Origin of the sequence: Phocaeicola sp. HCN-40430, assembly GCF_037890285.1 — a bacterium.
GTDB lineage: Bacteria > Bacteroidota > Bacteroidia > Bacteroidales > Bacteroidaceae > Phocaeicola > Phocaeicola acetigenes.
Genome location: NZ_JBBKBS010000016.1, coordinates 1 through 15,958, shown reverse-complemented (window position 1 = coordinate 15,958; position 15,958 = coordinate 1). Strand labels below are relative to the sequence as shown.

The 15,958-nt window shown below is 40.2% G+C and carries 10 protein-coding genes and 1 riboswitch; of the genes, 6 read left to right on the top strand and 4 right to left on the bottom strand.

The window, feature by feature from the left end:
• Nucleotides 1–83 precede the first annotated feature (83 nt).
• A complete protein-coding gene (locus tag WKU26_RS08320) occupies nt 84–947 on the top strand; it encodes an endonuclease/exonuclease/phosphatase family protein (protein ID WP_445323229.1) in 864 nt (287 codons plus the stop codon).
• A 58-nt stretch (nt 948–1,005) separates the two neighbouring features.
• On the opposite strand, the gene WKU26_RS08315 is transcribed toward WKU26_RS08320, so the two are convergent.
• From WKU26_RS08315 to WKU26_RS08300, 4 genes are all read right to left on the bottom strand, one after another.
• The gene (locus tag WKU26_RS08315) at nt 1,006–1,557 is read right to left on the bottom strand and encodes a beta-class carbonic anhydrase (RefSeq protein WP_340321632.1); all 552 of its coding nucleotides are present in this window, start codon (nt 1,555–1,557) and stop codon (nt 1,006–1,008) included.
• Between the two features lie 344 nt (nt 1,558–1,901).
• The gene (locus WKU26_RS08310; RefSeq protein WP_340321631.1) at nt 1,902–2,651 is read right to left on the bottom strand and encodes a DUF4465 domain-containing protein; all 750 of its coding nucleotides are present in this window, start codon (nt 2,649–2,651) and stop codon (nt 1,902–1,904) included.
• Between the two features lie 32 nt (nt 2,652–2,683).
• Entirely contained in the window at nt 2,684–4,654 is a 1,971-nt protein-coding gene (locus WKU26_RS08305; RefSeq protein WP_340321630.1) for a YncE family protein, read from the bottom strand.
• Between the two features lie 11 nt (nt 4,655–4,665).
• Nucleotides 4,666–6,702 carry a TonB-dependent receptor plug domain-containing protein gene (locus WKU26_RS08300; protein WP_340321629.1) on the bottom strand — a complete coding sequence of 679 codons (2,037 nt, stop codon included), beginning with the start codon at nt 6,700–6,702 and terminating at the stop codon, nt 4,666–4,668.
• A gap of 103 nt (nt 6,703–6,805) precedes the next feature.
• Nucleotides 6,806–7,006: riboswitch (cobalamin riboswitch) on the bottom strand.
• A 68-nt stretch (nt 7,007–7,074) separates the two neighbouring features.
• Between WKU26_RS08300 and WKU26_RS08295 the strand changes: the two genes are divergently transcribed.
• From WKU26_RS08295 to WKU26_RS08275, 5 genes are all read left to right on the top strand, one after another.
• The gene (locus WKU26_RS08295; RefSeq protein WP_340321628.1) at nt 7,075–8,253 is read left to right on the top strand and encodes a phosphoribosylaminoimidazolecarboxamide formyltransferase; all 1,179 of its coding nucleotides are present in this window, start codon (nt 7,075–7,077) and stop codon (nt 8,251–8,253) included.
• 342 nt (nt 8,254–8,595) lie between these two features.
• Nucleotides 8,596–11,682, top strand: a complete 3,087-nt coding sequence (locus WKU26_RS08290) for a SusC/RagA family TonB-linked outer membrane protein (RefSeq protein ID WP_340321627.1) — start codon at nt 8,596–8,598, stop codon at nt 11,680–11,682.
• 7 nt (nt 11,683–11,689) lie between these two features.
• Entirely contained in the window at nt 11,690–13,297 is a 1,608-nt protein-coding gene (locus WKU26_RS08285; protein ID WP_340321626.1) for a RagB/SusD family nutrient uptake outer membrane protein, read from the top strand.
• A gap of 26 nt (nt 13,298–13,323) precedes the next feature.
• Nucleotides 13,324–14,433, top strand: a complete 1,110-nt coding sequence (locus tag WKU26_RS08280) for a glycoside hydrolase family 18 (RefSeq protein WP_340321625.1) — start codon at nt 13,324–13,326, stop codon at nt 14,431–14,433.
• A gap of 30 nt (nt 14,434–14,463) precedes the next feature.
• Nucleotides 14,464–15,606: a DUF1735 and LamG domain-containing protein gene (locus WKU26_RS08275; protein ID WP_340321624.1), complete on the top strand. Its 1,143-nt coding sequence runs from the start codon at nt 14,464–14,466 to the stop codon at nt 15,604–15,606.
• Nucleotides 15,607–15,958 lie beyond the last annotated feature (352 nt).

Below are 15,958 nucleotides of genomic sequence, written 5' to 3'. Positions count from 1 at the left end.
CAAGAATTTTCATTTAATTTGCATGCCAATACATAGAGCATTTTTGTTTCCATGAAAAACATTAACTATAAATACAACCTTATATGAAAAATCTGATTTTATCACTGACTGCCGGAGTGGCCTGCTTCATGGCTGCTTCTTGTACCCAACAACCCCAAACCACACAACTTAACTGGGGAACATTCAACATCCGTTACGATAACCCGGAAGACAGCCTCAACAACTGGCAATACCGCAAAGATACTGTAGCCGCTTTCATCAAAGCACAAAACCTCGACATCGTGGGTATGCAGGAAGTATTATATAATCAGCTTGAAGACCTGAAAGCACGTCTGCCGGAATATGCAGAAGTTGGTGTAGGACGTGAAGACGGAAAAACCAAGGGAGAATACTCTCCTCTGTTCTATAAAAAAGACCGCTTCGAAGTTCTCGACAGCAATTCCTTCTGGCTTTCACAATATCCGGACAGTGTAGGCTTTATAGGCTGGGACGGAGCATGCTGCCGCATTGCTACATGGGCCAAGCTGAAAGATAAGAAAAGCGGAAAAATCTTCATGGCTGTCAACACACACTTTGACCATGTAGGGGTAGAAGCCCGCAGAAAAGGAGCATTACTCATTATCGATAAAATCAAGGAAATTGTAGGCGACCAGCCTGCTGTTCTGACCGGTGACTTTAATGTATCGGAAGAATCGGAAGCCTATCAGACTATTACCGGCAACGAATTTGTATTGAAAGATGCAATGAAAATTGCCAAAGAGACCGATGGTGTAAAATATACTTTCCACGATTTTGGACGGGTACCTCAGGCAGAACGCGAAAAAATTGACTTTATCTTCGTTACCCCACAGATCAATGTATTGAAGAACTATATTCCTGAAGAGGGAAAAGAAGCCGGCAAGATTCTGTCCGACCACAATCCTCAAGTAACTACATTGGAATTCTAAACATAAAGGACCGGCAAGGAAAAGATTGCATAACGCACTTTCCTTGCCGGTTTTATATTCAGTCACAATTTTCAAACTCCGTCAACTCTCCTGTCACCGAGTTGATAATAAATCCTCGCACTACCACATCCTGAGGTACCAGCGGATGATGTTTCACCAGATGCACACTTCCGCGTACAGACTGTTCTACATTATCAAAACCACTCAACCAATGATGCAAGTCGATGTTACAATATTGCATCATCTCAATATGTTCGGTAGAAATGCCTCTCTCTTTCATATGGCGTAACATCATCTGACTGTCCATATGCTGCGCCCCACAGTCGGTATGCCCGATAATCATTACCTCTTTTACTCCCAATTCATAAATACCAACCAGCAGACTTCGCATCGCACTACCAAACGGATGCGTAATGGTTCCTCCTGCATTCTTAATCATCTTGACATCCCCGTTTTTCAGTCCCAACGAAGCCGGTATCAGTTCTACCAGACGAGTATCCATACAGGTAACAATGGCAATCTTCTTATCCGGATATTTATTGGTCAGATACTTTTCGTACCCTTTACCGCCTACAAAAGCACGGTTAAACTCAAGTAATTCGTCTATCATACCCTTTCCTGTTTTATGTTTGACACACAAATGTACGAAAAATTATATTTCAAAATATTTCAGCATCTTGTTTATCCTTCTTACGATTCTATCCTTACCCTGTCACAAGACAAACATCATTATAAAACGATAATATCCTTCTTGTTTAATCGACGACGACGCCTGTACAACCGACGATGCAGTCTGCATAGCCGGCGTCGTTGACTGTACAGCCGGCGTCGCCGGATGAAGCACAATAATAAAGACCTTTGCTCTTACAACATTTATTCCAATAAAAAGGTCCGCCTCAAGAAGCACCCGACTTCTTTTGGCAGACCCAAAGGCAGATAGTATAAAATCGTGTTTTATTTTTCTATCAAAGTGATACCGTCCAGACAGAAATAAGAAGGAGTATTCATTCCATACTCTCCTTTATCTGTAGAATCCAGTTCAAATGAAATAGATGCAGCCGATGCCAATGCACTCCAATCGAACCATTCCCATGTATTGACAATCTTACTCTGTCCGTTCCGGTAATCGGCCAAATAGAAATTCACCCTTCCTATTTCAGTGCCCTGTGCATCACGTCCTACAGCTGTCAGTATAAAATAATCTCCATCTGCAAATTGCCGTACGGCATTAAGTCCACCGTCATTACCATCCTTTATGGCTAAATAGGCATATGTCGTATTGGTTACCCAAGCCCCCTTAAACTGATATTTATCTGTATTCAAGATAGAAATGGAAGCAGGAGTATAACTATTTGTAGAGGAAGTGAGATATACTTTTCCAAACTTTCCCGCACCTGTAATGGCACTGATATTAGCATATCCGGGAGTGGTTACATCAATGGTATTGGTATAAGTAAATCCACCTCCAAAACTTTTATCAGCATTATACCAATGGGGAATTTCAACTAACGAACTATTGTCTCGGAACGATGTTTTAGTATACCACCCATCTTGTTCACCTCCTTCCGGGACAAAGGAAGTTTCCGGTTGAGTAAGATTCTCTTCAAAACTCACCACTCTTTCTGTCTTTGGTGTGTCATCATTACTACAACTAAACAGTGCTACACTTAGCAGCACTACACATACATAAGCTAATTTTTTCATGTCTTTATTTATTTTAATCTGTTTATTATTTACTATGGTTCGAAATGAAGATTTTCTACTGTAGTAATTTCCGTAGAAGCCTCTCCCAACTGTCCGGCATCCAGATTCACTGCTGTATAGATTTTCACAAAATCAATTTCATCAAGCAATACCGGCTGTCCGTATGCATCTACCGCCCAATCAATCTTGAATTTTGCCATATCTGTATCATTCGGATGATTATCGGCATACCCCCAATCGTATGCATATTCTATCCACATTCCGTTTTCCTTTACTGCATTATCTTTCAGACGAACTCCGGTAAAGGTCATTTCATCCTCCTCTATCCACAACGGATAATACGACTCCTGCACATGGGCAAAATTGCGTAATACATAACCTTCATTACCCTGATTATCGGTCCAACGTACATCCGAATCAGCCGGATTGGGCCGATAATACGTAATCTGATAATTGCGGATTTCAGAATCCTTGCCGTACTCGCTACCGGCCAGTTCGTACCATGTATCATCGGGAATTCCGTTTCCGTTTACATCTTTTGCTACCATCACAATACCCGGTTCCGCACTTCCTCCCGGCCGGTCCTGCCATGCATTGGGGTTATAATAGGCATTACCATGAATCTTAAAATCGTATGCCCCCTCTATATTAGGAATAGGCCGCTGGAATCCAACGACAATATATCCCCCAAAACCTCCCAACGAAAGTAATGAACGTTTCCGTAAACGTTCTGTGGCATACTCCAAGATTTGTGCCTCTGTCGTAAACCCATCTTTATAGGCTGTAGTTGTAGTATTTACAAACTGTCCGGGTGCCGGACGATATTGAAATACTTTATTCGCATACGGAGTAGGTGCATCGGGATCTTCCGGTTCTTCCGGATCCGGATTATCAGATGACACATCCCGGAATATAATCGTATTCGGGTTCAATCCTACTTGTTTCAATCGGGAAAGCAATTTCCCTTCTGGAGAAAAACAAAGTACATCTCCTTCTAATGTATAACTATAAGCTTCGGATATATACACATTGCCACTATACGGATTGACTTCGATGGCATAAGGAGTTTCTATCCGGGTATCATCGGTAATAAATTCCTCTCTCAAGACTCTGCCTTCCGTCAGACTGAACATCTTAAATCCGGTTTCCTGAGTCTGATAATTATAGTTATACAGATAAGCCACATCATTGTTTATGGCAAAATTCAGAACTTTTTCATTGAAAGTATTCGTAACACAATCCGTCTCTGCATCAATTTGCACAAACTGATAGTTTCCTGTTTCGATATGTTCTCCCCGCGTTACTACATACACTTTATCTTCTGGTCCGGCAAGAATCTTTCCCGGATTAGGTCCCACTTCTATCTTTTTCAATTCAGTAAACGAAGCCAAATCTACAACGGATACCGTACGGTCTACCCCTATTCCTTCTGTATCCAGTCCACCGGAATTGGACACATACAGTTTCCCATTCTGCACACAAAGGTCATCTGCATTACGTCCCACTTCTATCACTCCATCTACTTCCAGAGTATTCAAATCAATACGGCTCACTGTTCCGTCGAACGAACAGACATAAGCTTTCCCTCCTTGAAACGCTATGGCACGAGGCTGACGAGAACTACCATTTTCACATAATACAGGAATCTGCTTGACAGACAATCCGGTATACAAGTCTATCACCTCTACTGTGCTTGAAACATTAACCACAATGTAAAGCCTGTCATTATACACTGCCATATCATTGGCCGTATCTCCCAAACCCCGATTATTCATTGCAAGAAAATAATCGCGTACATAAGAAGAACTGTTAAACGAGTAACGGTATAATGAGCTGTTATTCAGATTAAACAGACCTTCACACAATACATACATTTCGGCCGTTCCGGTTTCCTGTATAGAACCACCATCTGCATAGGGTTTATCTTCCATGTCATCACACGACATACACAGAAACAATACACAGGAAAGAAGTAATATTATAGTTGTTCTTTTTCTCCTCATTTTTTCTTTCTTCAATATTTTATGCCTACAGTTACCCGAAACGAACGTCCCGGCATAGGAAAGTTCTTCACAATCTCATAATTTTTGTTCAAAAGATTAAGCACCTCTATCCGTAAAGAAGTAGTCATATTTCGGAAACGGAAGTCACGGTATGCAGAAACACTATGATCTGTATACCCATCAAGTCGGTTCTTGGCAATATTCTGCCCCAGGACATAACGTTTTCCAGAGAAAAGCATTGCATACGACAAGTTCACATAGGGTGTTTCCAGTACAGCCTGTCCCGAACCCGATACACGTGGGGTATAAGCAATCTGATGTTTATAAGTCATACTCTCGGGAGAATCAGGATTGGAACTGGTGACATCGAGAGCCCGCTGATATGTATAGTTTCCGGAAAGAGTCAACAAATATCCCTCAAATGGCGTCAGACAAATATTGGCAGTGACATCTATGCCTTTAATATCAACCTTGCCCAAGTTCACCATACTCCATATAAACAGGTTTTTGGTAGGAGTAGCTACTATCTTATCGGTTACCCGATTGGCATAAGCATCAACGGTAGCCGACAAAGAAGAAACCAATCCCTCAAATTGTTTACCATAAGTCAGACCAATATTATATTGCTGCGCCTGCTCCGGTTTCAAGCGAATGTTTCCAGTCTGCCCGTAATACAAATCATTGAAACTGGGCAAACGGAATATATCCTTATAAAAGAAACGTATTCTAAATTCTTCTTCGGAAAAAAGCTTGAAAGATGCACTGAAATAAGGGCTCCACTTCCGGTGTCCTCCCGCACTGCTTCCGACCGACACATCCTCGTTGATAACAGTTGCCAATACTGAAGCCGAAACTGTCATCCATTCATTTACGTATTTTCCTGCCAGAGCAGTCAGCCATGAATAACGTACCGGCTTAGCAAAATTATGTAAATCAGCATTCATCCGGTTGATACTTCCATCAGTAGAAAATGAAAAAGAAAGATTATCGAATGCCCGATACAGAGCTGAAGCCGAGATATAATATTCCTGCTGGTAATAATTATTTTCAGCTTGTCCAATACTCCCCTTATAATCCGGATCCAGATAACGCTGATAACTCCAGTTCCATTTAGCCGAAGCCTGAACTGCCCATCTACGGTTCAACTCCTTTTTATAATGTCCTTGTACAAAAACATTCTTATCCCATAAATGCTGGGAAGCATAATCATAATAATAGGTAGTAGCATTAGGCAGACCTCGCGACGACTGATAATAATATGCCTTTAGACGAAGTTGCTCCTTATCCGAAAAATCCCCAAAGACATTGACCTCAGTCCGCAAATTCTGTACTTCGGTATTCTTTCGTTTTTCCCTGCTATACCGGTCATCTTTGTCTCCATAATATAAAGTATACGGATAACGGCCATCAGACGACATCCACTCTCCTTGAGCTGTCAGACTCCATTTGTCCGCTAATTGCTGCTCCCAATACAATGAAGGATTAACGAGTCCCCAAGAGCCCGTCTTCAGAGTACCTTTCAACAAAAAATTCTTCCCGTCCTCAAAATGAGGAGTTAAGGTTTGAATACTCAATGTTCCAGCTGAAGCAAACAAACGGGCTGGCTGGAAGATTTGCTCTCCCTGTCCATTATTCAATACTAATTTATCTACATTCTCTAATGAAAACCTTCCAAGGTCAATCTGTCCTGTCTGACAATCAGTCACCGCAATTCCATCATAAGAAACGGCAGTATGCTGAGCACCTAAACTGCGTACAGAAACAGTCTTTAATCCACCAATACCTCCATAATCTTTTACAGTAACTCCAGAAAAATGTTTTACCGCATCCGATACCTGCATTACATTTAAAGCTTTTAATTCTTCAGCAGAGAGTATCTGAACAGGGGCAGTCGCACGAACTTCCCTTATCTGAAAACGGTCGGTCACTGTTACTTCAGGAATAGTATATACTTGAGTTGTATCCAATACAGTTTGTGCAAACGAAGACCCCGTTACACTACTTATCCCCAATCCTGCAAGCCATATGATTTTAACAATATATTTCATGCTGTTTTTCAATTCACTACAAACAAAAACAGCTTTCTTCCCCTAATACACGAATGAATGAAGATATAAAAACGAAAAATTCATTCTACGCTTTTTCCTCGAAAGCTGCGAAAAATATATGGCAGGTCTTCTGACTTGTTCCAATCAGCAAACGCCTTCCCAAACGAATTCAGTGGCAAAAATGTCTGCTAACCTTATTATATAGAACTTACAGCAGCGGGACTGTTCAGGACTCTCACCTGATTCCCTTTTAATTGGTTTCGAAAAGAAATACGAAACTCAAACCATATGTAGCAAAGGTAAGAAAGTTTTTCAATAAGCAGAAAAAAATCTATATTTTTGTAAGAAAATCATTCTTAAATATATCAAACTATGATGAAGGAACTAGAATTAAAGTATGGTTGTAACCCCAACCAGAAACCGGCACGGATTTTCATGAAAGAGGGAGAACTTCCTATTGAAGTACTGAATGGACGTCCCGGTTACATCAACTTTTTAGATGCTTTAAACGGATGGCAATTAGTGAAAGAACTGAAAGAAGCCACTGGTATGCCTGCCGCAACTTCATTCAAACATGTCAGCCCGGCAGGAGCAGCTATCGGCCTGGAATTGGATGATACGATGAAACAAATTTATTTCGTAGACAATCTTCCTTTGTCTCCTCTGGCTTGTGCTTACGTACGTGCCCGTGGCGCAGACCGCATGTCTTCTTACGGCGACTTTATTGCACTTAGCGACATCTGTGACGAAGCAACAGCCCGTTTCATCAATCGTGAGGTTTCCGATGGAGTAATTGCTCCTGGATATACAGATGAAGCACTGGAAATTCTAAAAAACAAACGTAAAGGAACTTACAATGTAATAAAAATCGATCCGAACTACCAGCCTGCTCCCATCGAACGCAAAGATGTCTACGGCATTACTTTCGAACAGGGACGAAATGAAATCAAACTCAACAGCGACGAACTGTTCAGCAACATTCCGACTCAAAACAAGGTATTTCCCGAAGCAGCAAAACGCGATTTGATGATTGCTCTTATCACCTTAAAATACACACAGTCCAACTCTGTATGCTACGTAAAAGACGGACAGGCAATTGGTATCGGTGCAGGACAACAAAGCCGCATTCATTGTACAAGATTGGCAGGAAATAAAGCTGACATCTGGTATCTTCGCCAACATCCCAAAGTATTGAATCTTCCCTGGATAGAAAAAATCCGACGTGCAGACCGCGATAATACCATTGATATCTATATCAGCGACGACCATGATGATGTGCTGGCAGAAGGAACATGGCAGCAGTTCTTCACTCACCGGCCGGAAGTCCTGACCAGAGAAGAAAAACGTGCCTGGCTGGATACATTGAAAGGCGTATCCTTAGGTTCTGATGCATTTTTCCCCTTTGGAGATAACATCGAAAGGGCTCACAAAAGCGGAGTTGAATACATAGCCCAAGCTGGAGGATCTGTTCGCGATGACCATGTAATTGCAACCTGCGACAAATATCACATCGCAATGGCCTTCACAGGTATCCGATTATTCCATCATTAATACCACTCCTAAATGCAGTTGGATTTTCATCTTAATCATATGAATTCCAACTGCATTTATTTTTACAAATTCTTTTTCTCATATATTCCCCTTAAATAAAAACAATATCCTTTATTAAAAAAACACACAATCGTTTTCAATATTTAAAATATTACGTATATTTGCAACGACATCAAAAAAAGCCTTAATAAATACAAATAAAAAAACCTTAACCGCAACTAAAATGAAAACACATTTTACAATCCAGTTCTCTGGGTAAAGAGAACGTACATCCTTCATGGACCTGTAAGAAACAGGATATCAACATTCAATTATCAAATAATTTTAAATCAAACCAAATCTATGAAAAGAAGCAGATTTTCACAATTGCTATTGCTTTTGCTGATGACTTCCGGTAGTGGTGCAGTTTATGCAAATGCCAATAGCTCATTAGGTTTCAATGGTTTACCCGTGTCCCAACAAGCCAACAAAATTACAGTTCAAGGTTCTGTAGTAGATGCAAAAGGAGAGCCATTAATTGGTGTAAGTATTCTTGAAAAAGGTACAACTAATGGTACTATTACAGATTTTGATGGTAATTTTACTTTATCAGTAAGTAAAGGTGCTACACTTGAAATTTCTTATATCGGTTATAAGACTTTAAGCTTAGCGGCAAAAACAGATTTTGGCAAAATTACAATGAAAGAAGACACTGAAGTGTTGGACGAAGTAGTTGTAACAGCATTGGGTATCAAACGTGCAGAAAAAGCATTGAGCTACAATGTACAGCAGGTTAAATCAGATGAATTGATCCGTGCTAAAGATGCCAACTTTGTTAACTCTTTGAATGGTAAAATCGCAGGTGTTACAATTAATAGAAGCGCCAGTGGTACTGGTGGTGCCACACGTGTTGTAATGCGTGGTGCTAAATCTATCGAAGGAGACAATAACGCTTTATACGTAGTAGACGGTATTCCTTTGTTTAATACTACATTAGGTACAGGTAGTGACGTTTTAGGAGATAGTAGAGCAACTACTGAAGGTATTGCCGACTTTAACCCTGAAGACATTGAAAGTATCTCTGTATTGAGTGGGCCTTCTGCAGCAGCGCTTTATGGTAGTAGTGCTGCCAACGGTGTAATTTTGATTAACACCAAAAAAGGTAAAGAAGGAAAACTTCAGATTTCATTCTCTTCTTCATCCGAATTCAGCAAAGCTTATATGACTCCTGAATTCCAAAATACTTACGGAAACAAAGAAGGTGTATTTGAAAGCTGGGGTAACAAACTAGCTACTCCTAACGATTATGATCCGAAAGATGATTTCTTCCAGACTGGTACTAACTTCATTAACTCATTGACATTAACTACTGGTAACAAGACCAATCAGACTTTTGCTTCTGTATCATCTACCAACTCTAAAGGTATTGTCCCAAACAACACTTACGATCGTTTGAACTTTACTATTAGAAATACCTCCACTTTCCTGAATGACAAATTACAATTGGATTTGGGAGCATCATATGTAAAACAGAAAGACCAAAACATGGTATCACAAGGACAATATTTTAACCCTGTAATGGCTGCTTATCTGTTCCCACGTGGAGAAAACTGGGAAGATATCAAAACTTTCGAACGTTATAGCGACAGTCGTAATATTCCAGTACAATATTGGCCGGTTAGTGATGCAACTTACGGTAACCAGAATCCCTATTGGACTGCATACCGTAACTTAAACCCAAGTGAAAAGAATCGTTATATGTTCAATGTAGGCTTGACTTATAAGATTTTCGATTGGTTGAACGTAGCAGCACGCTACCGTATGGATGATTCATACATTCGTTTCGAAAGAAAAATCTATGCAAGTTCATACGACGTATTTACTGAAGGTTCTAAAAAAGGTTTGTACGAATACAATGACTACAAAGACCGTCAGGAATACGCAGACTTCATGATCAACATCAATAAGAGCTTCAAGAACTTCAGCCTTTCTGCCAACTTAGGTTATAGCTATTCTAATTATTGGGCAGAAACCAAAGGATACAGAGGTCCATTGCAGTTGGTTCCAAACTTGTTTGCAATTAGCAATATTGACGCAACAAAAGCTCGTCCTATCGAAGACGGTGGATTCAGCCGCGTACGTAACAACGCTATTTTTGCCAACGTTGAATTGGGCTGGAAGAGCATGTTGTATTTGACCTTGACAGGACGTAATGACTGGAACTCACGCTTGGTTAACACTGGCAATGAATCATTCTTCTATCCTTCAGTAGGTTTGTCTGGTATCATTTCTGAAATGGTTAAATTACCGGAATTTATCTCATACATGAAGGTACGCGGTTCATATACAGAAGTAGGTGCTCCTATCTCACGTTCAGGTTTGACTCCGGGAACTCTTACTAGTCCTATCGTCGGAGGTGTTCCAGGAAATACTTACATCTATCCGTTTACCGATTTTAAAGCAGAACGTACTCGTTCTTATGAATTTGGTTTGAGTTTACGTTTGTGGAAGAAATTAACTGCGGAAGTTACTTACTATAAGTCTAATACTTATAACCAGACATTCCTTGGAGATCTTCCGGAATACTCAGGTTACAAACAGATTTATTTGCAGGCTGGTAACGTAGAAAACCGTGGTTGGGAAGCATCTTTGGGTTACAGTGATAACTTTAAAGACTTCGGATTCTCTTCTACATTGACATTCTCACGCAACGTAAATGAGATCAAGGAAATGGTTCATGATTTCCACACAGACTTAAGTTTGGAACCAATCAATATTCCAGAAGTTTTGAAAGACAACGGACGTACTATCTTGAAAGAAGGTGGAACAATTCATGACATTTATGCTACTCAATTCTTCAAGAAAGACAGTCAGGGATTCGTTGCTGTTGACGGTTCTGGTAATTATAGTCTGGAAACCGGAGAACCTGTATATTTAGGTAAGACTACTCCAGACTTTAACATGGGATGGAACAATACTTTATCATACAAAGGCTTTGGATTGAGTTTCTTGCTGAATGGCCGCTTTGGTGGTGTTGTAACTTCTTCTACAGAAGCTATTCTCGACCGATTCGGTGTATCAAAAGCATCTGCAGAAGCTCGTGACCTGGGTGGTGCATTATTGCCTGGACAAGGTAGAGTAGACGCTGAAACTTATTACAAGATGATCGGTACCGGTAGCTATGAAACATCTGGATACTATGTATATAGTGCAACTAATATCCGTTTACAAGAACTGACATTGAGCTATACATTCCCAAATTCTTGGTTCAATAATGTATTGAAAGATGTAACTGTATCATTTATTGCCAACAACCCATGGATGATTTACTGCGAAGCTCCATTCGACCCAGAATTAACTCCTAGTACCAGTACTTATGGACAGGGTAATGACTACTTCATGCAGCCTAGCGTAAGAAGTTTTGGTTTCGGCATCAAAGTTAAATTATAATACAACTATGAAAAAAATGAATCAATATAAATTGTTAGCAGGAATTTGTGCATTGTCATTCTTGTCATCCTGCGATTACGAAGACATCAATACCAATCCCTATGAAATGACCGATGAGATGGGTAAAATGGATGGTATTTCTATGGGAGGTCCAATCCTGACAATGGAAAGACAAGTAGTACCTGTAGGTACTCAGGCAGATGGTACTGATGCAATCAACCAATACCAGATTGCTTATCACTTGTCTGCCGATCTTTGGAGTGGATACTTCAGTGAAAACAACAACTGGTATAGTGGAAATAACCACATGACTTATTACTTAGTAGATGCATGGGTTTCTTCTACATATAGTAACTCGTATACTAATCTCTATTCACCTTGGAAAAACGCCAAGATGGAATCTGAAAAAAGTGGTGATGTAGATGGTTTTGCTTTGGCTCAGATTTTAAAAATCTCTGCATGGGTGAAAACATTGGAAACATTTGGTCCTATCCCATATACTCACGCTGGAGAAATGGCATTAGTTATCCCATTCGATAGCGAAGAAGAAGTATACGATGCAATGTTCCAAGATTTGCAAAATGCCATTACTACTCTGACTCCGTTGGCAGAACAGGGAGGAACTGTAGTAGCAGACTTCGATGCTGTTTATGGTGGTAGTGCAAATAAATGGGTCAAATACGCAAACTCACTGATGCTTCGTATGGCTATGCGACTGAAGTTCGTTGCTCCTGCTAAAGCTAAACAATGGGCACAGACTGCATTAAATCATAGTGTAGGCGTAATGACAGTGAAAGACGATGCAGCCCAAATGAGTACAGGTGCTGGATATACTTTTGTAAATAATATCAGTTATTTGGCATCAAACTATAACGAAGCCCGTATGTGTACCAGCATGTACGCTTATCTGGCAGGTTATGAAGATCCACGTTTGAGCGTTTATTTCTTACCTTCTGAAACAAAAGGAGCACTTTCTGCTTTCGATGGTAAAACATATGCACCGGTACCTCCTGGACATGTACAAGGAAACAACACTTATAAAGAATATTCTCAGCCCAATATGACCAGCGCTACTCCAACTTATTGGATGCGTGCTTCAGAAGTATACTTCCTGCGTGCAGAAGCTGCATTGGAATGGTCTGAATTTGGAGATGCTGAATCTTTGTACAAACAAGGTGTACAGATGTCATTCGAAGAGAATGGACTCAGCGCTTCTGAAGTTGATACATACCTTGCAAACGGAAAGAAACCGGTAGCTGTAACAATCAACGGTTATTCTGCTCCAGTTCCTACTCAAGCTACAACAGAGTTTTCTGGAAGTAACGAAGAAAAATTAGAAAAGATCATGATTCAGAAGTGGATTGCTCTTTACCCGAACGGACAGGAAGCTTGGACAGAATGGAGAAGAACTGGTTATCCTAAGTTGAATGAAGTTCAAAACAACAGAGGAGCCGGTCAAGGTATCACTAAAGAAAAAGGTATCCGCCGTATGGTATACCCTATCAGTTTCTCACAGTCTGCTGAAGACAAAGCTAATTATGATGATGCTGTAAGTAAACTGAAAGACAAAGTGGATAAAGCTACTTCCAGACTTTGGTGGGATACTAGAAATTAACCAATCATTTAAAGGACACAACAACTATGAATACATTAAAAAAATTACTCTATATCGTTCCTTTTACAGGACTTCTGTTCGCTTCGTGTACAGATGTAGAAAAAATAGAAGTGGAACATATTGGTGGATATAACACAATCGGTGATTGTGAATATTACCAAAACCTGCGTGCATACAAGGATGCGGCAAGAAATTATGGACGCCCAGTAGCTTTCGGATGGTACTCTAACTGGTCTCCAGCAGGAGCTTACCGAAAAGGATATCTGACTTCAATGCCTGACAGTATGGATATCGTATCCATGTGGAGTGGAGCTCCTAACCGATTCAAAATTACTCCGGAACAGAAAGCTGATAAAGAGTTTGTGCAAAAAGTAAAAGGTACAAAACTTTTGGAAGTGAGTCTTCTTTCTTATATGGGAAAAGGAAGAACACCGGACTGGGTGTATGAAGAAGTAGAGAAAAAAGGAGAAGAAGAAGGATGGGGTGAAAGTGAAATAGAATTGCAAAAGAAACTAGCCCGCTGGAAATTCTGGGGATTCGAAGGACAAGTTGGAAGTGAAAACCATTACGAATCATTAGCTCGCTTTGCAAAAGCTCTTTGCGACTCCTTATACACCAGCGAATGGGATGGTTATGACATTGACTGGGAAATCGGTAGTGGTGTGTTCGATATGGATGGAACATTAAGTACCAACGAACATCTTATCTTCCTTGTCAAGGAAATGAACAAATACATCGGTCCAAAGAGTGATCCTGAAGGCAAAGGACATAAATTACTCTGCATCGATGGAAATGTAAGCAGCCTGATGGGGCCACTTGATGGATACGTAGATTATTGGATAATCCAAAGCTACGGAAGAGTGAGCAACTTAGACTACTATGCTGCCTCTCCCGAAAAAATCATTATGACAGAAAATTTTGAGCAGTATGCTACTACTGGAGGAACACTTCTCAGACAAGCAGCCTATATGCCATCTGAGGGATATAAAGGTGGATTCGGTGCTTACCGCTTCGACAACGATTACAACAATACTCCTGATTATAAATGGATGCGCCAAGGTATTCAGACAAACCAGCAAGTGTTTAATGAATGGAAGGCCAACCAAAGCCAATCAGGCAGTGAAGGAGAAGAATAATAGAAAGAAATCTAATTCTACAAAAAAGAAATGATTATGAAACACATATTCAACTATTTAATGTTGGGTGCGGTTGCATTACTCACACATGCATGTAACAATGAGAGTGAGAGTGACTTGCTTGAACCCAAAGTATACTTTGAGAACAAAACACAAATGCTCTCAATAGAAAATGAAACGATGACTGTAGAGTTGTCTTCAAGACTTACAACTCTGTCTGATTCACCAGTAGAAGTGACTTATGCCATTGCAGACAAGAGCGTAGTAGACGAATACAATGCAAAATACGGTACATCATACGAAATGTTTGATGTAACTCACGCTAACTTAAGCAGTACTTCGTCAACTATTGCAAGTGGAGATATTTACTCTGAAATCATCTCTATTGAACTTAGCAATTTGAGTACTGTAGAAGAAGGTAAATCATTCATTTTGCCTGTCAAAGTGCAGTCTACTTCCGTTCCTACTTTACCGGGTACAGACGTGGTTCTTTTCTTCATCTCTAAACCAGTGAAGATTACAACAGTTGCTGAATTCAGCGGTAACTACATTAAAGTACCGTTCCCAGCAGGAACTTATTTCAACTCATTTACTTACGAAGCATTAGTATACATTAGTAGCTTTGGAAGCAACAATACGATAATGGGAACAGAAGGTATTATGATTCTCCGTATTGGTGATGCAGGTGGCGGTGTAACACCGAAAGATATCATCGAAGTAGCAGGACAGCAGACATACAAAGTTTCTGAACCTGTGCAAACTGGAAAATGGTATCACATTGCATTGACTTATGATCAGCCTGCAGGTAAATCTGCAATTTACGTAAATGGAAAGAAATGGGCTGAAACAGGATGGGCAATTCCTGGATTTGACCCGAATGCAGATGTTGGTTTCAACATCGGTATGATTCCAGGATTCCAATGGGGTACTCGACCATTGTATGGTTATATGTCAGAAGTACGCGTATGGAGTGTAGCACGTACAGAAACCCAGTTGAAACAGAGTATGTTGGCAGTAGATCCAAACTCTCCGGGATTGGAACTTTACTTCAAGCTGAACGGAACTGATGCACAGGCTGGTGGTTACATCACCGATAGCAGTAAAAACAAAATAGAATGTTCAACAAACATTTCTAAATTTGAGACATTAAAAACTCCTGTAAAAGTTGAGTAAACTGAAAGATGATGCAACCCAACAACAATAACAATGAAAGGTTAAGGTTGAAAATGATAGATTAGTTTCTAAAAGAGAGAAACCTGCTTGCGAGGGATTATTCCCAAGCTCGCAGGTTTTTCTCTTTTTAGAATAATATAAACAAACGAAGGGTTCTTATTTGGCTCACCATAAACAATTACTGAACCTCTGTATTATCATCAGCACTATGAAATAAAGCCGAACAAGCAAAATAAAATTGATTCTATTTTTCCCTATCACTTTCAGTATAGACATATGGAATGTATCAAGTAGAAGCCGTATGATTCCCGTGATTAGAGCACTTATACCCATCCACTAATACTCATACTGT